This window comes from Chryseobacterium turcicum (assembly GCF_021010565.1).
Lineage (GTDB): Bacteria > Bacteroidota > Bacteroidia > Flavobacteriales > Weeksellaceae > Chryseobacterium > Chryseobacterium turcicum.
This window is the reverse complement of record NZ_JAJNAY010000002.1, coordinates 882,624-902,146: the sequence shown is the minus strand read 5'-3', so window position 1 is coordinate 902,146 and position 19,523 is coordinate 882,624. Positions and strand designations below refer to the sequence as shown.

23 protein-coding genes are annotated in these 19,523 nt (G+C 34.2%); 21 read left to right on the top strand and 2 right to left on the bottom strand.

The features are described from left to right. Window positions 1-49 precede the first annotated feature (49 nt). The 9 genes from LO744_RS18895 to LO744_RS18855 all read left to right on the top strand — a co-directional run bounded on the left by LO744_RS18895 (window position 50) and on the right by LO744_RS18855 (window position 9,769). Window positions 50-1,426 carry a hypothetical protein gene (locus LO744_RS18895; protein ID WP_230672186.1) on the top strand — a complete coding sequence of 459 codons (1,377 nt, stop codon included), beginning with the start codon at window positions 50-52 and terminating at the stop codon, window positions 1,424-1,426. 123 nt (window positions 1,427-1,549) lie between these two features. Then, window positions 1,550-1,963 carry a 30S ribosomal protein S12 gene (gene rpsL, locus LO744_RS18890; RefSeq protein WP_027383325.1) on the top strand — a complete coding sequence of 138 codons (414 nt, stop codon included), beginning with the start codon at window positions 1,550-1,552 and terminating at the stop codon, window positions 1,961-1,963. Window positions 1,964-1,986: 23 nt separating this feature from the next. Next, window positions 1,987-2,463 (top strand): 30S ribosomal protein S7, encoded by a 477-nt coding sequence (gene rpsG / locus LO744_RS18885; protein ID WP_230672183.1) that lies wholly within the window; start codon window positions 1,987-1,989, stop codon window positions 2,461-2,463. Window positions 2,464-2,469: 6 nt separating this feature from the next. Then, window positions 2,470-4,587, top strand: a complete 2,118-nt coding sequence (fusA, locus tag LO744_RS18880; protein ID WP_230672181.1) for an elongation factor G — start codon at window positions 2,470-2,472, stop codon at window positions 4,585-4,587. A gap of 17 nt (window positions 4,588-4,604) precedes the next feature. After that, entirely contained in the window at window positions 4,605-4,910 is a 306-nt protein-coding gene (rpsJ, locus tag LO744_RS18875) for a 30S ribosomal protein S10 (protein ID WP_002661363.1), read from the top strand. Between the two features lie 182 nt (window positions 4,911-5,092). Further along, window positions 5,093-5,920 (top strand): GLPGLI family protein, encoded by an 828-nt coding sequence (locus tag LO744_RS18870; RefSeq protein ID WP_230672179.1) that lies wholly within the window; start codon window positions 5,093-5,095, stop codon window positions 5,918-5,920. A 118-nt stretch (window positions 5,921-6,038) separates the two neighbouring features. After that, the gene (locus tag LO744_RS18865) at window positions 6,039-8,222 is read left to right on the top strand and encodes a TonB-dependent siderophore receptor (protein ID WP_230672177.1); all 2,184 of its coding nucleotides are present in this window, start codon (window positions 6,039-6,041) and stop codon (window positions 8,220-8,222) included. A gap of 134 nt (window positions 8,223-8,356) precedes the next feature. Further along, window positions 8,357-8,842, top strand: coding sequence for a low affinity iron permease family protein (locus LO744_RS18860; protein ID WP_230672175.1), 486 nt, complete (start codon window positions 8,357-8,359; stop codon window positions 8,840-8,842). 87 nt (window positions 8,843-8,929) lie between these two features. Further along, window positions 8,930-9,769, top strand: coding sequence for a GLPGLI family protein (locus tag LO744_RS18855; protein WP_230672173.1), 840 nt, complete (start codon window positions 8,930-8,932; stop codon window positions 9,767-9,769). Window positions 9,770-9,812: 43 nt separating this feature from the next. On the opposite strand, the gene LO744_RS18850 is transcribed toward LO744_RS18855, so the two are convergent. Continuing rightward, window positions 9,813-12,518, bottom strand: a complete 2,706-nt coding sequence (locus LO744_RS18850) for a hypothetical protein (RefSeq protein WP_230672171.1) — start codon at window positions 12,516-12,518, stop codon at window positions 9,813-9,815. Between the two features lie 139 nt (window positions 12,519-12,657). Beyond that, window positions 12,658-13,773 carry a hypothetical protein gene (locus LO744_RS18845; RefSeq protein ID WP_230672169.1) on the bottom strand — a complete coding sequence of 372 codons (1,116 nt, stop codon included), beginning with the start codon at window positions 13,771-13,773 and terminating at the stop codon, window positions 12,658-12,660. Between the two features lie 240 nt (window positions 13,774-14,013). Between LO744_RS18845 and rplC the strand changes: the two genes are divergently transcribed. The 12 genes from rplC (at window position 14,014) to rplX (ending at window position 19,522) form a co-directional block, all read left to right on the top strand. After that, complete coding sequence (gene rplC / locus LO744_RS18840) at window positions 14,014-14,640, top strand: 50S ribosomal protein L3 (protein WP_066679847.1); 627 nt, start codon at window positions 14,014-14,016, stop codon at window positions 14,638-14,640. Next, the gene (gene rplD, locus LO744_RS18835; protein ID WP_230672167.1) at window positions 14,631-15,260 is read left to right on the top strand and encodes a 50S ribosomal protein L4; all 630 of its coding nucleotides are present in this window, start codon (window positions 14,631-14,633) and stop codon (window positions 15,258-15,260) included. Before rplC ends, rplD begins: the two co-directional genes overlap by 10 nt. A 3-nt stretch (window positions 15,261-15,263) precedes the next feature. After that, window positions 15,264-15,554: a 50S ribosomal protein L23 gene (gene rplW, locus LO744_RS18830; RefSeq protein WP_230672165.1), complete on the top strand. Its 291-nt coding sequence runs from the start codon at window positions 15,264-15,266 to the stop codon at window positions 15,552-15,554. A 22-nt stretch (window positions 15,555-15,576) separates the two neighbouring features. Continuing rightward, window positions 15,577-16,398, top strand: coding sequence for a 50S ribosomal protein L2 (gene rplB, locus LO744_RS18825; RefSeq protein ID WP_230672163.1), 822 nt, complete (start codon window positions 15,577-15,579; stop codon window positions 16,396-16,398). 2 nt (window positions 16,399-16,400) lie between these two features. Further along, window positions 16,401-16,679: a 30S ribosomal protein S19 gene (gene rpsS / locus LO744_RS18820; RefSeq protein WP_066679844.1), complete on the top strand. Its 279-nt coding sequence runs from the start codon at window positions 16,401-16,403 to the stop codon at window positions 16,677-16,679. 2 nt (window positions 16,680-16,681) lie between these two features. Next, window positions 16,682-17,080 (top strand): 50S ribosomal protein L22, encoded by a 399-nt coding sequence (gene rplV / locus LO744_RS18815; RefSeq protein WP_230672161.1) that lies wholly within the window; start codon window positions 16,682-16,684, stop codon window positions 17,078-17,080. A gap of 8 nt (window positions 17,081-17,088) precedes the next feature. Then, on the top strand, window positions 17,089-17,835 hold the full coding sequence (rpsC, locus tag LO744_RS18810) for a 30S ribosomal protein S3 (RefSeq protein WP_230672159.1): 747 nt from the start codon (window positions 17,089-17,091) through the stop codon (window positions 17,833-17,835). Window positions 17,836-17,913: 78 nt separating this feature from the next. After that, on the top strand, window positions 17,914-18,339 hold the full coding sequence (gene rplP, locus LO744_RS18805; protein ID WP_066679841.1) for a 50S ribosomal protein L16: 426 nt from the start codon (window positions 17,914-17,916) through the stop codon (window positions 18,337-18,339). An 11-nt stretch (window positions 18,340-18,350) separates the two neighbouring features. Then, window positions 18,351-18,536, top strand: coding sequence for a 50S ribosomal protein L29 (gene rpmC, locus LO744_RS18800; protein WP_230672157.1), 186 nt, complete (start codon window positions 18,351-18,353; stop codon window positions 18,534-18,536). Window positions 18,537-18,547: 11 nt separating this feature from the next. Next, window positions 18,548-18,802 (top strand): 30S ribosomal protein S17, encoded by a 255-nt coding sequence (rpsQ, locus tag LO744_RS18795; protein WP_027383312.1) that lies wholly within the window; start codon window positions 18,548-18,550, stop codon window positions 18,800-18,802. A gap of 2 nt (window positions 18,803-18,804) precedes the next feature. Continuing rightward, entirely contained in the window at window positions 18,805-19,173 is a 369-nt protein-coding gene (gene rplN / locus LO744_RS18790) for a 50S ribosomal protein L14 (RefSeq protein WP_230672155.1), read from the top strand. A 22-nt stretch (window positions 19,174-19,195) separates the two neighbouring features. Beyond that, window positions 19,196-19,522, top strand: coding sequence for a 50S ribosomal protein L24 (gene rplX / locus LO744_RS18785; RefSeq protein ID WP_230672153.1), 327 nt, complete (start codon window positions 19,196-19,198; stop codon window positions 19,520-19,522). Window position 19,523: the final 1 nt, after the last annotated feature.

Sequence of the window (19,523 nt, the reverse complement as noted above, 5' to 3'; positions counted from 1 at the left end):
GGTCTAAATAAGAATTCTTAATATTGCGAAAAAATAAACTGGAGAAGCAATGTTTAAATACAAAATTTTAGCGGTATTAATAGTGATTGTCTATTTTGTTGTACCTTTTTTCTTTTCAAATGGAGGGGTAGGAGCTGACAGTCTTTCTTATTTTGGAATTGCTGCTGATTTGCCAAATCCGGAAACTAATCTTTTTCCTTTAGGTTATCCTGTTTTGCTAAGATTGATTTATAATATTGCAGGAGATTGGTTTTGGACTTCCAGGATTCTGAATCTTTTTTTAATTATTACAATTCTAAGTTTCTCATATTTTAAAAAGTTTTATTTTAGGGAGACGGTTTTATTGTTTACCGGCAAAACTTTTTTCTTTGTTTTTTTAGGGGCAATTTCTGAAGCTCCGTTTGTTTTTTTTCTATATTTTCTTTTTTACTTTTTGCATCAAATGTTTTTGGAAAAAAGTAAAAGCTATCAAAATGCAGTATGTGTTTCGGTGGTTTTGGTTTGTATGTTTTTGATAAGGTATTCTGGAATTTATATTTATGCATCAATGTTGCTTTTCTTTTTACTGATGTTTTTTAAACTGAAAAAGGAATTGTATTTCAAACCATTCTTATTATGTCTTTTTTTATCTGGATTGGGAATAAGTTCATATTTGCTTTTTAATTATTTTCAATTTGGAAGTTTTACAGGAGAGAATTTACGGGGTGCTCCTATTGAGAATCTACCAATATATGTAGTAAGGGATATTTTGGGAGTTGTAAATTCAATAAATCCATTTATAGGTATAAAGCCTGCTTCAAATAGTGGCTTAAGTATAGGTTTTCAATTCTTATTACTTCTAATCGATTTACGATTGTTATTTTATTTTTTTAAATACTATAAAAAGTCTAAAGAAACAGAGTTATACTATTTCCATATTTTATTATGGATTGTAGCTTTCGGATATGCTACTGCATTATTTATTTCTAGCTTTTATCAGCAGATAGAAGAGATGAATGTACGGATGATGGCGGCAACAAATATTTGTTTATTCTTTTCATTTCTAATTTTATATTTTCAAAATTTAAAATCTGACAAATTGATTTGGAGAGTTTCCTGTTTCTTTTTTGTATTTCTTGCTGTATATAACGTGAAAGATCCTAGTAATTTTTTGAGCAATAAAAAGAAAATTGAGCCACAGATGTCACGCTTTGTAGGCAAGAAATATTTGTATAATGATGAAAAAGATAAAGTGACCACCACAATTTATCATATTCCGATTATTAATAAAAATTTTAGTTATCAACATACCAATAAACAGGTGGGAAGCATCAAAGAAAATATTATAGGATGCTTAAATCCTAAAATAAAATGGCTAATGAACGATACAATAAAAGATAAATCTAAAGTTTTGTACACGTCGGAAATTAAATTTAAGACAGAATAAAATCCTAAGCTTAGATGCGTAAGTTTCTGTTAATTAATTTTTAAGAATGTAAATAATTATTTGCAACTGCTTGTCAATTAAAAAATTATTACTACTTTTGCAAACTAAAATAAAAGCAATTAAATGCCTACTATTCAACAATTAGTTAGAAAAGGAAGAGTCGCACTTACCAAGAAGAGTAAATCGGCTGCACTTGATTCTTGTCCACAAAGACGAGGTGTATGTACGAGAGTATATACTACCACACCTAAGAAACCTAACTCTGCACTTAGAAAAGTTGCAAGGGTAAGACTTTCAAACGGTAAAGAAGTTAACGCCTATATCCCAGGTGAAGGACATAATCTTCAAGAGCACTCGATAGTATTGGTACGCGGGGGGAGAGTAAAAGATTTACCAGGAGTTAGATACCACATCGTAAGAGGTGCGTTAGATACTGCTGGAGTAAGCGGAAGAACTCAGAGAAGATCGAAGTATGGAGCTAAGAGACCTAAGCCAGGTCAAGCTGCAGCTGCACCGGCTAAAGGAAAGAAAAAATAATCATTAAATAAGGTACAGAAACAATGAGAAAGACAAAAGCGAAAAAAAGACCGTTGTTACCAGATCCAAAATTTAATGATCAATTGGTAACTAGATTCGTAAACAACTTGATGCTTGATGGTAAGAAGTCAATCGCATTCAAAATATTCTATGACGCTCTTGAGCTAGTAGAAGCAAAAAAAGGAGAAACTGAAAAGACTGCCCTTGAAATCTGGAAAGATGCATTGACTAACGTTATGCCTCACGTAGAAGTACGTTCTAGAAGAGTAGGTGGAGCAAACTTCCAGATTCCTATGCCAATCAGAGCTGATAGAAAAATTTCTATGGCTATGAAATGGTTAATCCTTTACTCTAAAAAGAGAAATGATAAGTCAATGGCTTTGAAATTGGCTAATGAAGTAGTTGCCGCTTCAAGAGAAGAAGGAGCTGCTTACAAGAAGAAATCTGATACTCACAAAATGGCGGAAGCTAACAAAGCTTTCTCTCACTTTAAATTCTAATTAGAAATGAGTAGAGATCTTAAATTTACAAGAAATATTGGTATTGCTGCGCACATTGATGCTGGTAAAACTACCACTACAGAAAGGATTTTATTCTATACAGGAGTAAACCACAAAATTGGTGAAGTACATGATGGTGCTTCTACAATGGACTGGATGGAGCAGGAAGCTGAAAGAGGTATTACAATTACTTCTGCAGCAACTACTTGTGCTTGGAATTTCCCAACTGATCAAGGTAAAATTTTACCTGAAAGTAAATCTTACCACTTCAACATTATCGATACACCAGGACACGTTGACTTCACAGTAGAAGTAAACCGTTCTTTAAGAGTATTAGATGGTTTGGTATTCTTATTCTCTGCAGTAGATGGAGTAGAGCCTCAGTCTGAAACAAACTGGAGACTTGCTGACAACTATAAAGTTGCAAGAATGGGATTCGTAAACAAAATGGACAGACAAGGTGCTGACTTCCTTAACGTGGTAAACCAGGTTAAGACTATGTTAGGATCAAACGCAGTTCCAATCGTTTTACCAATCGGTGCTGAAGAAGATTTCAAAGGTGTAGTAGACTTAATTAAAAACAGAGCGATCATCTGGGATGAAGCAGGACAAGGAGCTACTTTCGAAGTAGTGCCAATTCCTGAAGACATGAAGGCTGAAGTTCTTGAATACAGAGAAAAATTAGTTGAAGCTGTTGCTGATTATGATGATACTTTGATGGAGAAATTCTTCGAAGATCCAGATTCAATTTCAGAAGAAGAAATCAACGAAGCTCTTAGAAAAGCTACTATCGACTTATCTATTATCCCAATGACTTGTGGTTCTTCATTTAAGAATAAAGGAGTACAGTTTATGTTGGATGCAGTATGTAAATACTTGCCTTCTCCATTGGATAAAGATGATATCAAAGGTACAGACCCAAGAACAGATCTTGAAATCTTCAGAAAACCAGACGTAAAAGAGCCTTTCGCGGCTTTAGCATTTAAGATTGCTACCGATCCTTTCGTAGGAAGATTAGCTTTCTTCAGAGCATACTCTGGAAGACTAGATGCAGGTTCTTATATCTTAAACACTCGTTCAGGTGATAAAGAAAGAATCTCAAGAATCTATCAGATGCACGCTAACAAGCAAAATCCTGTAGAATATATTGAAGCAGGAGATATTGGTGCTGCGGTAGGTTTCAAATCTATCAAAACTGGTGATACAATGTGTGACGAGAAAAACCCTATCGTTCTAGAATCGATGGTTTTCCCTGATCCAGTAATTGGTATCGCTGTTGAACCTAAAACTAAAGCTGACCAGGATAAAATGGGTAACGCTTTGGCTAAATTAGCTGAAGAAGATCCTACGTTCCAGGTTAAAACTGACGAAGCTTCTGGTCAAACGATTATCTCGGGAATGGGTGAACTTCACCTTGACATTCTTGTAGATCGTATGAGAAGAGAATTCAAAGTAGAAGTTAACCAAGGACAGCCTCAGGTAGAATACAAAGAAAATCTTACAAGAGTTGCTCAGCACAGAGAAGTTTACAAAAAACAATCTGGTGGTAAGGGTAAATTTGCTGATATCGTATTCGAACTAGGTCCAGCTGACGAAGGTAAAGTAGGTCTTGAGTTTATTAATGAGATCAAAGGTGGTAACGTTCCTAGAGAATTTGTTCCATCAATTGAAAAAGGCTTTAAAGCTGCAATGAAAAACGGTCCTTTGGCTGGTTTCGAAGTTGAAGGTATTAAAGTTACTCTTAAAGACGGATCTTTCCACGCGGTGGATTCTGATGCTCTTTCTTTTGAAATGGCTGCAAAGTTAGGATTTAAAGAAGCGGGACGTGCTGCTAAGCCAGTAATTATGGAGCCTATTATGAAATTGGAGGTTGTAACTCCAGAAGAATATATGGGTAACATTATTGGAGACCTTAACAAGAGAAGAGGTACAATTAGCGGACAAGAAGAAAAGAACGGTGCTGTTGTTATCAAAGGTTCAGTTCCTCTTTCTGAAATGTTTGGATATGTTACGACTCTAAGAACACTTTCATCAGGAAGAGCTACTTCTTCTATGGAATTAGAGAAGTACCAAGCTACTCCACAAAACGTTGCTGAAGATATCATTGCTAAAGCAAAAGGTTAATTTTTTAAAGTAAAGAAATGTCACAAAGAATCAGAATAAAACTAAAATCTTACGACTATAACTTGGTAGACAAGTCTGCTGAGAAAATCGTAAAAACGGTAAAGGCTACTGGTGCTGTTGTAAACGGTCCAATTCCATTGCCAACGAATAAGAGAATCTTCACAGTATTGAGATCTCCTCACGTTAACAAAAAAGCAAGAGAGCAGTTCCAATTATCAGCTCACAAGAGATTGATGGATATCTACTCTTCTTCTTCTAAAACTGTTGATGCTCTAATGAAATTAGAACTTCCTTCAGGTGTAGACGTAGAAATTAAAGTGTGATAAATTTGCTGGAAGATGGATGATGGAAGTCGGAAGTTTTTTAGCAACACCTTAAATATTAAATCCCTTTTCGAAAGAAGAGGGATTTTTTTGTTTTAAATTTTAATGATATTTTAAACTAAATATTTAAACATAATTTTAATTAATTCAAACATTATTGATATTTTTGATTAAAATTAAATATGAAAAAAATCATTTTGCTTTTATTTCCTTTATTTTTTTCTGCACAGACGCATCGCTTTATTTATCAGTATCAATACAAAACCGATTCCTTGGCAAAAGAATTTGCTAAAGACAATATGATTTTGGATATCAACCCTGACGATGTCAAATTTTACCCCTATTCTTATGCTGAAACCGATTCTTTAAATATTATTCGTGGCCAGAGAAGATCAAGATGGGATGACCAGCTTCCTGCTCTTATCAGAAAAAAGAATTCTTTTGACAATACTTCATTAATTTTACTAAATGATTTTTTCTCAGTAAAATCAACCGATAAAATGAATTGGAAACTCCTGAATGATACAAAGATTGACGGGCAATATACATTACAAAAAGCTACCACAAATTTTGGCGGAAGAAATTGGATTGCATGGTTTTCAAAAGATGTTAATCTGAGTGAAGGACCATACAAATTCCGAGGGCTTCCCGGATTGATTTTCGAGATTGAAGACGATAAGAATAATTTTATTTTCAAATTATCAAAAAGCATGAAACTCCCTAAAACGTACGAAGCTAAGTTCCTTGAAAGTTTTATTGGGCAAAAACCAATTCCCGTTACTGAAAAAATCATTGCAAAAAAACAATTAGAACTTTATAATAACCCATTGCAGGATATTGCAGAATCCTTTAAATCGAATACCAATCCTGAAAATACATTTTATGTAATGGGAGTAGAGATAAAAAGCTTAGACCAGCTCAAAGGTATGTCGGATGAACGACGAAAAGCGATACTTAGAGAAAATAATCCAATAGAAATTAATAAAGTCATAAAATACCCTTCAAATTAAAGTCTCCCTTTTTATAAAAGGGATTTTTTTGTAATAAATTTAACATTAATGACAATTATCAGTTTGTATAATTTATTTAGAATTAATAAAAATAATATTTTTGTTTCAAATTTAATAAATGAAAAAAACGGTATCTGTCTCATTGCTGATTTTGGGAGTGGCTTTTTCTAAAGCACAACAGAAGGTGAACGACACAATAAGAAAAGAAACCACCATCGAAGAGGTAGAGCTTTTCGGTGAAAAAAACAAACAACCTGAAGGGTTAGAAGTTATCACAAGACTGCCTCTTAAAACAAGAGATCAGATCCAATCAATATCTGTAGTTTCTACAAAAGTAATCGAGCAACTTGGCGGACTTACCGTAACAGATGTAGCCAAAAACATTCCTGGAGTTACACAATTCGGAAGTTATGGTGGAACAAGAGAGAGTATGTCTATCAGAGGATATCGTGGAGTTCCTGTTTTGAAAAACGGAGTAATGATGGATTCTGATTTCCGTACCAGTGCAATGCTTACCGATATGCAGGGTGTAGAAAGTATTCAGGTCATTAAAGGGTCTGCTGCCGTTACTCAAGGTATTGGTGATGGTCTTGGTTCTGCAGGTGGGGTGATTAATGTTGTTACAAAGATTCCAAAGTTTATCAATCAGACCAACGTAGGTTTCAGATACGGGAGTTGGGATTTTTACAGACCAACAGTAGACTTTCAAAGAGTTTTAGATACAAAGGGTAGAGTTGCCGTTCGTTTGAATGCAGCGTATCAGGATAGCAATAGTTTTAGAAGATTTGTCAATACAGACCGTATTTATGTAAATCCATCAGTCGCTTTCCGTCCGGATGATAAAACAGAAATTGTTGCTGAGATGGATTATCTGCACAATAATACAACTCCAGATAGAGGAACGGTAAATATAGGAAAAGGAGACGTTGAAAATATCTATAAAATGCCGGGAAGAAAATTTCTTGGTTTCTCAACAGATAATGCTGAAACGAAAACGTTCAATTTTTCTACTACAGCAACAAGAAAGCTTACCGAAAAACTAAAATTAAGAGCTGCCTTCATGAGCTCGTCATATCAATCAGAAACTGTGGGAGCAGCGTTGGCACCGCTTGATAAAAATAATCCTACAGAGTTTAGAGACAGAACGCTTACAAAATCTGAACGTGAAGATTTCAACAAAGTATTTCAGTTCGATTTTATTGGTGCAGATGTAATGACAGGCTTTATGAAGCATACCTTTCAAGTCGGTTTTGACTGGAAAGAGTCTGATGTAACCACCACTTCTTATGATGCAAAAGACGTAGATCGAATTAATGTTTTAAACGACATCAATAACATTCTGCCTTCTACTATTGATAGAGAAAATTTTAAGGTATCTAAAAATAATCCGGTTTCTTCTTTAGCACCTACTGTTGGATTAATGGCACAGGATGTGATAACATTTAATAAATATTTAAAAGCACACTTAGGTCTTCGATATAGCAGGCTGAACGGTTCAGATAAAGAAACAAACTATGCATGGAATCCATCTTTTGGATTGATGATTTCACCTATTGAAAATATGAATGTTTTTGGTTCATATACAAGTACTACAGGTTTAAGAAGTGCAAATAATGTTTTAGCAACAGGAGGAACGGTAGGAGCGTCTACAACAAAACAGTGGGAAGCAGGAATTAAATCTGATTGGTTAAATGAAAGATTAAGATTCAATGTGACGCTATTCAACATCAATACAGATAATCTTTCTTACGAAATATTAACCGGAGGTAATAAGACTGGAATATATGCATTAGCGGGACAGCTTAAAAGAAAAGGGGTAGAAGTAGAATTAATTGGAAAAATACTTCCAAATCTTCAGGTGATGACGGGGTGGGCATATGTAGATGCTCAATATCAAGATAGTCCATCTTTTGTAAATGGTTCAGCACCAATCAACACTCCTAAAAATACTGCAAACGCTTGGCTTAATTACAAATTTAATCAAGGGATATTAGAAGGATTAGACATTGGAGCAGGTATTTACTATGTAGGAACAAGACCTGTTGACGATTACAAGCAAAAAAATACATATGGAAATGAAGGTCATATCAATGGCACACAACCTGAAGAAAAGCCATTCAACATGCCAGATTATACTACGGTAGAGGCTCAAGTAGGATATCAGTTTAAAAACGGATTAGGCTTAAGAGTATTCTTAAATAATATCTTCGATGCAGTAGGGTACAACTCTTATTTCAGAGGGGGATATATTGACCAAATTCAGCCGAGAAATTTCTCAGCGCAGATTAATTATAAATTTTAATAGATTAAATTTCTAAGTAATAGTTTTGTCTATATTGGGAGAGTCTCTGAATTTTTTTTCAGGGGCTTTCTTTTTTTTATTAATCACTTGTCATTACAGATGAGTGATTTTTCGCTACTTTTAATAAAAAAACAATGGCAAAATCTGAGAGTAGTGTTTTTGAGAGATTTTCAAACTGGGCAACTAAGTTTACAGGAAGTTCGTATGCGTTTTTGGGTGCCGTTGCCATTGTTGTGATTTGGGCAGTTTCAGGGCCTGTTTTTAATTATTCCGAAACTTGGCAGTTGGTTATCAATACTGGTACCACAATTATTACTTTTCTGATGGTTTTTCTGATTCAGAAATCTCAAAATAAAGATTCTAAAGCCATTCAGATAAAACTCAATGAGCTGATTGCCGCCAACGAAAAAGCTAGCAACCGAATTGTCGATATCGAAGATCTCACTGAGAAAGAATTAGACCAACTGCATTGTTATTACGAGAAGTTAGCCGATTTTGCCGAAGATGATTCAGATATTCATACTTCGCATTCAATAGATGCAGCCAAGAGAAATCAGGACCGAAAGCACACTGCTTTTAAACAAAGGCATGAAGAATGGTTGTTGAAACAAAATAAATAAATCATTTATCACACCAATGTGTTTTTTTTAAAGGATAAATTAGAGCAAATTAATTTTTCACCTTATTTTTGTGTCTAAAGTTTTTATATGTTGAAGATTTTTATTTCAGTTTTGATTTTTTGTTCAGCTTTAATTTGCGCTCAGCAAACTAAAATTATCGGTGATTTTTCAATGAAGTCATCATCTTACAATGCAAAGGTTTTTGATAAAAGTAATCTTAATATTTATTACCAGTTTAAATTTTTAAAAGACGAAAAGCTTTCTCAAAATCCGAGAGAGGGATTGTGTGTTTTACAAATTGGTGAACACTATTCAAAGTTTAGTGATAACAAAACATTACAGAAAGATTCTATTTTTGAAAAACATTCTCATCTCGGAAGTGTGGGAGCGAAAGAAATGAATCAACTTTTTATGTACAATCCTTTATGGAATATGGAGAGTTTAAAATCGGTAGCTGATCAAAAAGTTACTTATCAAAAAAGATACAAAACAAAATACGAATATCAAGAAATTCAGCCTGAATTGAAGTGGCAACTTCATAATGGATCAAAGAAAATTCTTGATTATAGCTGTAAAAGGGCAACTGTAAAATATCGAGGACGAGAATTTACAGCTTGGTACACCACGGAAGTTCCTGTAAACAACGGCCCGTATGTTTTCGAAGGATTGCCGGGTTTGATTTTAGAACTTGAAGATTCAAAAAATAAGTATCATTTTACAGCAATTGGAATTGATAAAAAACCAACGGAGATTTATTTACGAAACGATAAAGAAATCCTGAGAATAAGCAGAACAAAGTTTAGAGAAGTTGAGAAAACCTATCACGATAATCCGGGTGCTTTTCATGGTAAAGCTTTAAACGAGGATGGCTCGCCCATGATTGTTAAATCAAAGCCTCTTCTCTACGACCCTTTTGAATTAGAATAAAAATTAAAGCCTTACAACATTTGTAAGGCTTTAGTTTTATAATTTATCGCTTCATAAAATAATCAAAATAACTGCAGCTTCCCATCAGTTCTCTCGCCGTTTCTGTATTTGAAAATTGAGACTTGAGCTGGGTAAAGTACGTTCTGTATTTCTGATTTTTCAAATCGCCCATTTGTTTTTCGTAGGCATCATTTTTCTCAGACCATTTCGGATCAGCATAATCAATGTTTGCCTGATTTTTGGCTTCATACTGATAATATTTTCCCTGTTCTGCACTGGCCATCTGGAAAAGAACTCTTGCTTTCTGTTCTCTGTTATTAGAAAGGTCAAATGCTTTTTTATAATAATTGATAGCTAAATCAAAGTTATCGGGTTCTATAAAAGTATTGTACGTGAAATTCTTGTAATAATACTGATACGGATTCTCATTCTTCGTTTGCCAGAAATCATATTTTCCGCCGTTGCTGTTGTCGATATCCATCACAAAAAGATGTCTGTAATATCCCAAAATCGAAGTATTGTACATTAAATTTCCAATAAGCTGATTGGCGTTGGCTGCTTTTTCATCTCTTCCGTCTCCTATTTTTTTAAGCTGAATTAATGCATCTGCCAATTCAAGTTTATTCATTTTAGGTTTAATAAATGGAAATGCTGTGTAATCTTCAGCTTTCATGCTTTGTGTTTCAGGACTTTGGAAGCTTTCCCAAACATTGTGTCCAAAAACTAAATTCGGAATATTGCTGAAGCCGTCATAATTTTCTCCGTTGTAAACCAGTTTTTCATATTTTCCGGTTTCAGGATTATATTTTTCATAATTGTCTCTCGGAATTCCTGAGAAGTTTACTGCCTTTTGATAATACGATTTAGCTTTCTCAAAATCAGCCAGCCTCATCGCTCGGTCTCCATAGATATTGGCAAAGAAAGAGTCTATATTTCCTACATCATCAAGGTTTTTAGCAATAATCTGTTGCTCAAACTGAGTTTTATCAGGCTTTCTGTAAAATTCTTCGACACTTTTTACCAAACTTGAATTTGGGTTATACTGAAGGTCAGAAAGCTTGTTATTCATTAAGAAAGATTTTCCATCTTCACCTTGTAGGAAATAACGGTTGGCGAGAACATCTTTTAGGAAATCTGCGGTTGACGGAGCTTCACCGTAATAATCGTAGTCATTAGTTTCGGTACTGTCTTTTTTTATGGGTGCTTTTTCAACAAAATAGTCAGCATAATTTTTCATTAAATGATCTTCGTAATCTGCATCAATTTTGGGTTGCGAAACGATATCATTCAGTACTTTCATTCTCTTGATTTCTTCAAGATATTCCGGATTATTGGTTTTTATATCTTCTAAAATATTGCTGCTTTCTTTGTAATCTTTTTTAAGGAATTTTAAATAGGCATCTGCAATTTGCCAATATTCATCTTTAGATTTTTCTTTGGTTTTTGTGGTGAATTTTTCAAGGTCGTCCAAAAAGTCTTTCTGATTTTCATTTTCAGAATAATAATAAGAATTGTTCTTTACAAAAGTTGGAATTCTATCTGGATTTTCGAACAATTCATCGTTACTTTGCTCAGATTTATCATTCGTTGTATCAGATTTCTTTCCACCAAAAAGGTTTTTAAAGAAGAGAACGATTTTCTGCCAAAAACTCAATTCTTTTTTCTTGACTTCAGTTTTTTCGGTGTTAACATTATTTTTTTTCTCTGAAGTTGATTTAGAATCTTTTGAAGCATAATAATAGGTAGGAAGATAATTTCTTTCCAATTCATTGATGCTTCTTGCTGCTATTACTTTTAAAATTTCAGAATCGGGGTCGATGTCGTACATCTTTTCCATCATCGGAATGGGGTTGGTGAAATCTTCATATCCTAAAAGAAAATACGCCATGTTTTTTTCTTCATTCGTTCCCGCTCTTTTCATAATATTATTGAAAGAAGCAGAGTCTGAAAGTTTCATCGATATAAATGCAGATTCTTTACGGCTTTTAGATTTCATAAAAACCTGAAAGAAATTCCAGTTGGCATCACTTCCCATTTGCAAACCCCTTTGAGCTCCTGCCAATTGATCAAGTGCCATATAATAGGGGGCACCTTTCAACGAAATAGGTTGTACATATTTTTTAAATGCTTCCAAAGCTGCATCAAAGTTTCTCGTGTAATGATTAAATCTCACCAACTGATAACCGTAACGCTGCTTGATTTCAGGATTTTTAGCTGCATTGTATAAAGAAGTTAAAGCCGAAACAGTTTTGTTATAATCTAATTGGGTCGCATTTTTATCGCTTTCATTTTCTCGGTAATAAAAAGAATCCGGACTTTCTACATAGTTGATTTTCATGTAAGGTTCCAGATATTTTGCTTCAATTAAATAATCTATAGCCTCACGGTATTTAGCATAAAAACCTGTTCCTAATTTTTTTAGAAACTGATTGTTGGGATTTCCTTTTTTTAAATCATTCAAATCGGCCATGGGGATTTTATTCACCAGATAATTGGTCTCTGTATAATTCAGCTGATTGCCAAAAAACGATCGCCACGATTCTATATTCTCATCAGGAATCTGTGAAGGTTTATAATTGGTGTAAAATCGATCAGAATAATTATGTAAAAAAGGAAGATATGATTTGTCTTTAATGATGCTTTGCGTAAAAAGATTGAAGTAGTCATGATCAGGGTCAGACCACGCACAAGCTTCAGTTTTGGTGTAGAAAAGTGATGCAACCGCAAGTGAAATGATATACTTTTTCATATTGATTTTTGGTGTTTTATTTATTTTTTTGAAAACCTTGCCCCAGTTTCTTCATAATTTTTAAAGTTTCATCTCTGCAAATCTTTAATTTATCCATACTTGAAAACTTCCATCATCAAGCCTAAAGCTTCCAACTTTCTTAAAATTTCCGTCCTTCTACAAATTTACTATCTAATTGATAATATATAATGTTGTAAGTGCTAATTTTTTTGTCTAGGAATTGTGTAGCATTATTAAGTTGTTCCTGTGAGATTTCTTCCACTTTGATTTTGAAACCTTTATTTAAAAAGTTACCAAAGTAAAAACCATCTTTTAAAATTTCAATCTCATAATCAGAAATCTTTTTGAAATCAGGATTATTTAGGTCTTTTGCAGAAAGTGCATTGATGAGTTTATGTTTCCCTAAATGATTGGTTACGATTCCCCAAGAATAAATCGGGAGTGCAACTTCAATTTTTTGAATAGGATAATCTTCCAACTTCGATAAATAGCTTTTCATAATATTCAAATCTAAAATCGAGTTTTTATCTGAATTTTCTAATGGGGATGAAGTAGAGTAGCACATCAGATAGACTTTCTCAACTGGTGGAATTCCTGCTAGATTTTTATCTTTTACCTGATGAAGTCTCAAAGTGCAGGTGATTTCTTTCCCTGAAATCTTTTTTAGTTCCTTTAAAAATTCAAAATAATCATCTTTGGTTCCTGCAGTCCAGTCGCAATCGATTTGAATTTCGTTATTGATTTTCAATTGATCGTTTGTCGCTTTCTTCTGAATGAGCTGATGAATGCTTTTAGCTAAAAACTGGATTTCTTCTTTCTTAATCTGTAAAAAAGTCTGATTGGTTATAAAAACTGTTGGAACAATCTGTTTATCGCTTTCAAAATTTTTATCTTTTGTAATTACCGCAACAGGCTGAAACTTACCATTCACTTTATCAACATCAAAAAATCTGGTGTACAAAAATGGATTTGTAGCTTTATCTAAAGCTTTTTGTTCGGTGTCATTTAAGGTAAGATGTGTTTTCCAGTAATAGAATGAATACGGATGTTTTTCTTTTTTGCTGCATGAAACAACTAAAAGGAGTACAAAAAATATGGGTAAGATTTTCTTTACACCTAAATAATAAGAGGGTATTCCCGATCCACTTGCTCTTTCTTCATTATTAAAACTTCTTTTTCCTGTAAGCAGAATTGCTGCCTTTGTAAAAGAAATCTTACTGAAGAATAAAATGAGGGTGGTGAAAATATTTTTCATATTACTTTTTTCTCAAAATTAAAAAATTATTTAAAAAAAATGGTTTTCAAAATCCTTTCAAATCTCTAAAGGATTAAAAATCAAAATATTTACAAGAAATTTTTGTCAAATTAAATTTTATTCATACATTTGCACACTCATTTTAGGGGAGCAGTATGCCCAATTCAAACTTGGTAATTACTTGAGGGTCCGAAAAATGAAAGTGAATACAAGAAAATTTTATAACATATTATATAAATAATGTCAGGTATTATTGGAAAAAAAATTGGGATGACTTCTCTGTTTGACGAAAACGGCAAAAATATGCCGTGTACCGTTATTCAGGCAGGTCCTTGCTCAGTTTTACAGGTCAGAACCATTGAAAAGGACGGATACAAATCTGTTCAGTTAGGTTTCGATGACAAGAGTGAAAAGAACGTTGGTAAAGCGTTAGCCGGTCACTTTAAAAAGGCTGGTTCAACTCCTAAAGCTAAGTTGGTAGAATTCTACAGAGAATTCGTAGACCAAGTTACTGTAGGTGTAGATGTAACTGTAGATTTATTCGCTGAAGGTGAATTTGTTGACGTAACAGGTACTTCTAAAGGTAAAGGTTTCCAAGGTGTTGTTAAAAGACACGGATTTGGAGGTGTAATGCAAGCTACTCACGGTCAGCACAACAGATTAAGAGCTCCAGGTTCAATCGGTGCGGGATCAGATCCTTCAAGAGTATTCAAAGGGATGAGAATGGCAGGTAGAATGGGAGGTAAGCAGGTAACTGTACAAAACCTTCAAGTATTAAAAGTGGATCAAGAACAAAATCTTTTAGTAGTAAAAGGTGCTGTTCCGGGAGCTAAAAATTCTTATGTAATTATCAGAAAATGGAATTAGTAGTATTAAATACATCAGGAAAAGAAACCGGAAAAAAAGTAACTCTAGACGAATCTATTTTCGGAATTGAGCCAAATAAGCACGCGGTTTACTTAGAAGTAAAACAATATCTTGCTGCTCAGCGTCAAGGTACTCATAAATCAAAAGAAAGAAGCGAAATTGCTGGTTCAACTAAGAAGTTGAAAAAGCAAAAAGGTTCAGGTTCTGCAAGATATGGTGATATCAAGTCTCCAGTTTTCAGAGGTGGAGGTAGAATTTTTGGTCCAAAACCAAGAGACTACAGATTCAAATTGAACAAAGCTCTTAAGAGATTAGCTAAAAAATCTGTTCTTTCTCAGAAAATGAGAGATAACAGCATTAGAATTGTTGAAGGATTAAGCATTGCTGCTCCTAAAACTAAAGATTTCATTACAGTATTGAATGCTTTGGCATTGAATGACAAGAAGTCTCTATTCATTTTGGCTGATACTAACAAGAATGTATATTTATCTTCAAGAAACTTGCCTAAGACTAAGGTGATGAAATTCAACGAAATTTCTTCTTATGACCTTATCAACGCAGGTGAGATTGTTTTCTTAGAAGGTGCAGTTGAAAAATTCCAGGAAAATTTAAAGAAATAAATCATGTCACTAATTATTAAACCAGTTATTTCAGAAAAAGCTAACTATCTTACAGATTTAAGAGGTGCTTATTCTTTCTTAGTACAACCTAAGGCGAATAAAATCCAGATTAAAAATGCAATTGAGCAAGCTTACGGTGTGAAAGTAGCAGACGTTAGAACCATGATTTATGCGCCTAAAGTTTCTTCGAAATACACGAAAAAAGGTCTTCAAGTAGGAAAGACAAACAAATTGAAAAAAGCAGTTATTACTCTTGTTGAAGGAGAAGTAATTGATATTTTTGCTGTAAATTAATTATTAATTATAAATAATAGTAATGTCTGTTAGAAAATTAAAACCTATCACCCCAGGACAGAGATTCAGAATTGTAAACAATTTTGAGGAAATTACTACTAACAAACCAGAGAAATCTCTAACTGTTGGTATTAGTAAGTCAGGTGGACGTAACCAAACTGGTAAAATGACCATGCGTTACACCGGAGGTGGACACAAAAAGAAATACAGAATTATCGACTTCAAAAGAAACAAGCATGATGTTGAAGCAACGGTAAAAACTGTAGAATATGATCCAAACAGAACTGCTTTCATCGCTTTAGTGGAGTATGCAGACGGAGAGAAGAGATATATCATCGCTCCAAACGGAATCAAAGTTGACCAAAAAATTATTTCTGGCGAAAGCGTAGAGCCGAACATCGGTAACGCAATGAAATTGAAAAATATTCCATTGGGTACTGTAATTTCTTGTATCGAAATGAAGCCTGGTCAAGGTGCAATTTTAGCAAGAAGTGCTGGTTCTTCAGCTCAGTTGACTTCAAGAGACGGAAAATATGCAATCATTAAATTGCCTTCAGGAGAATCTAGAATGATCCTTACTGAGTGTTATGCAATGATTGGATCTGTATCTAACTCTGATCATCAGTTAACTGTATCAGGTAAGGCTGGTAGAAGCAGATGGTTAGGTAGAAGACCAAGAACAAGACCGGTAGTGATGAACCCTGTAGATCACCCAATGGGAGGTGGTGAAGGTAAATCTTCTGGAGGTCACCCAAGATCTAGAAATGGTATGCCTGCTAAAGGTTTCAAAACTAGAAAGAAAAACAAAGTGTCTAACCGTTACATCGTATCTAAAAGAAAATAATTATGGCAAGATCACTTAAAAAAGGACCATTCATTCACTATACTTTAGATAAGAAGGTTCAGGCAAATGTAGAGTCTGGTAAGAAGACTGTTATCAAAACTTGGTCTAGAGCATCTATGATCTCTCCAGACTTTGTAGGACAAACTATTGCTGTACACAACGGGAAATCTTTTATCCCAGTTTACGTTACAGAAAACATGGTAGGTCACAAGCTAGGCGAATTTTCTCCAACAAGATCTTTCAGAGGTCATGGTGGTAACAAAAACAAAGGAAGCAGATAATCATGGGATCAAGAAAAAGAGAAAGTGCATTAGCACGTAAATTAACAAATCAAGATGTAGTAAAAGCATTACACAATGATTGCCCTTCATCTCCAAGAAAGATGAGATTAGTAGTTGATATCATCAGAGGGGTAGAAATTGAAAAAGCTTTAAGCATTCTAAAATATTCTAAGAAAGACGCTTCAAACAAATTAGAGAAAGTACTTCTTTCTGCGATGGCTAACTGGCAATCAAAGAACGAAGGTGCTGATATCGAAGAAGCTAACCTAATCGTTAAAGAAATTTTTGTAGACAGTGCAAGACAATTGAAGAGACTAAGACCAGCACCACAAGGTAGAGGGTATAGAATCAGAAAAAGATCAAACCACATTACACTAATCTTAGGAACAAAAGAAAATTAATTCAAGGTATGGGACAGAAGACAAATCCAATTGGTAACAGATTAGGTATCATCAGAGGATGGGATTCAAACTGGTTTGGTGGTAAAGATTATGGAGACAGAATCGCTGAAGACTACAAAATCAGAAGATACCTTGAAGCAAGATTATCTAAAGGTGGTATTTCAAAAATTTATATTGAAAGAACACTTAAATTAGTAACCGTTACAATCACTACTGCTAGACCGGGATTAATCATCGGTAAAGGAGGTCAGGAAGTTGATAAGTTAAAAGAAGAATTGAAGAAACTTACTAAAAAGGATATTCAAATCAACATTTTCGAAATCAAAAGACCTGAGCTTGATGCAGTATTAGTTGCTGACAGTATCGCTAAGCAAATTGAAAACAGAATCTCTTACAGAAGAGCTGTGAAAATGGCTATCGCTTCTACAATGAGAATGGGTGCTGAAGGTATTAAAGTTCAAATCTCTGGTAGATTAAACGGTGCTGAAATGGCACGTTCTGAAAACTTTAAAGACGGAAGAATCCCATTATCTACTTTCAGAGCAGATATCGACTATCATATCGGTGAGGCATTAACTCAATACGGTAAGTTAGGAGTTAAAGTTTGGATCATGAAAGGAGAAGTTTATGGTAAGAGAGATCTTATGCCATTAGTAGGACAACAGAAGAAAGGTGGTCCTTCAGGTGGTGGAAACAGAGACAGAGGAGGAGATAGAGATAACAGAAGACCTTCAAGAGATAAAAAAAATAATTAATAAAATTTTAGAGGATAGTTTTTAAACGACCGTTACTTTTTTAAAATCTAAATTCTAAAATCTAAAATTTAAGAAATTATGTTACAACCAAAAAGAACCAAATTCCGTAGAGTTCATAAGATGAAAATGAAGGGGATTGCTCAGAGAGGTAATCAACTTGCTTATGGAACTTTCGGAATCAAAGCCAACGAAGGTGCTTGGATCACTGCTAGACAGATCGAAGCTGCTCGTATCGCTGCGACAAGATATATGAAAAGAGAAGGTCAACTATGGATCAAAATATTTCCAGATAAGCCTATTACTAAAAAACCAGCCGAAGTAAGGATGGGTAAAGGTAAGGGTGCTGTAGAATATTGGGTAGCTGTAGTAAAACCTGGTAAAATTATGTTCGAAATCGGAGGTGTATCTTACGATATCGCTAAAGAAGCTCTTAGGCTTGCTGCACAAAAATTACCGGTTACGACTAGATTTGTAGTTGCAAACGATTTTGTTAAACCTCTTTAATCTCTGAAATTATGAAACAAGCTGAAATTAAAAATCTAAGCGCTGAAGATGTTCAAGCTAAATTGACTGAAGCTCAAGCTACTTTCTCTAAAATGAAATTGGCTCACAAAATCAGTCCTCTTGAAAATCCAATCCAAATCAGAGATTTGAGAAAGACAATCGCAAGACTAAACACTGAGTTAACTAACAAACAATAATCCTTTTTACAATGGATAGAAATTTAAGAAAAGAAAGAATCGGAGTGGTTTCCAGCAATAAAATGGAAAAAACTATTGTTGTTAGTGAAACTACAAGAGTAAAGCACCCAATGTACGGTAAATTCGTTTTGAAAACGAAAAAATATACTGCACACGACGAAAACAACGAATGCACAGAAGGAGATACTGTATTAATTACAGAAACAAGACCTTTGAGCAAGAGTAAGAGATGGAGATTAGTAAGAATCATTGAAAAAGCTAAGTAATAATGTTACAAACAGAATCAAGATTAAAAGTTGCTGATAACACAGGTGCTAAAGAAGTACTAGTGATCAGAGTTCTGGGAGGTACCAGAAGAAGATATGCTTCAGTTGGTGATAAAGTTGTAGTTACTATTAAAGATTCTACACCATCAGGAAACGCAAAAAAAGGTCAGGTATCTAAAGCAGTTGTAGTAAGAACTAAAAAAGCAGTAAGAAGAAAAGATGGCTCGTACATCAGATTTGAAGACAATGCTTGTGTATTGCTAAACGCTGGAGGAGAAATGAGAGGAACACGTGTTTTCGGACCGGTTGCTCGTGAGTTGAGAGACAAAGAATATATGAAAATCATTTCATTAGCTCCTGAAGTACTTTAATTTTTAAAATTTTTAAAAGAAAATGTCAAAGTTAAAAATAAAAAGAGGAGATAACGTAATCATTACCACTGGTAAAAAAGACATCAAAGGTAAAACTGGTGAAGTTATTGAAGTGATCAAAAAAGAAGGAAGAGACCCTAGAGTTATCGTTGCAGGACTTAACATCGTTAAAAAACACGTTAAGCCTTCAGCTTCTAACCCTCAAGGAGGAATCACTGAGAAAGAAGCTTCTGTTCATATCTCAAACGTAGCTTTAGTTGGTAAAGACGGAAAAGCTATCAAAATCGGTTACAAAATCGAAGGAGATAAGAAAGTAAGAATCGACAAAAAAACGGGTGAAACTTTATAAT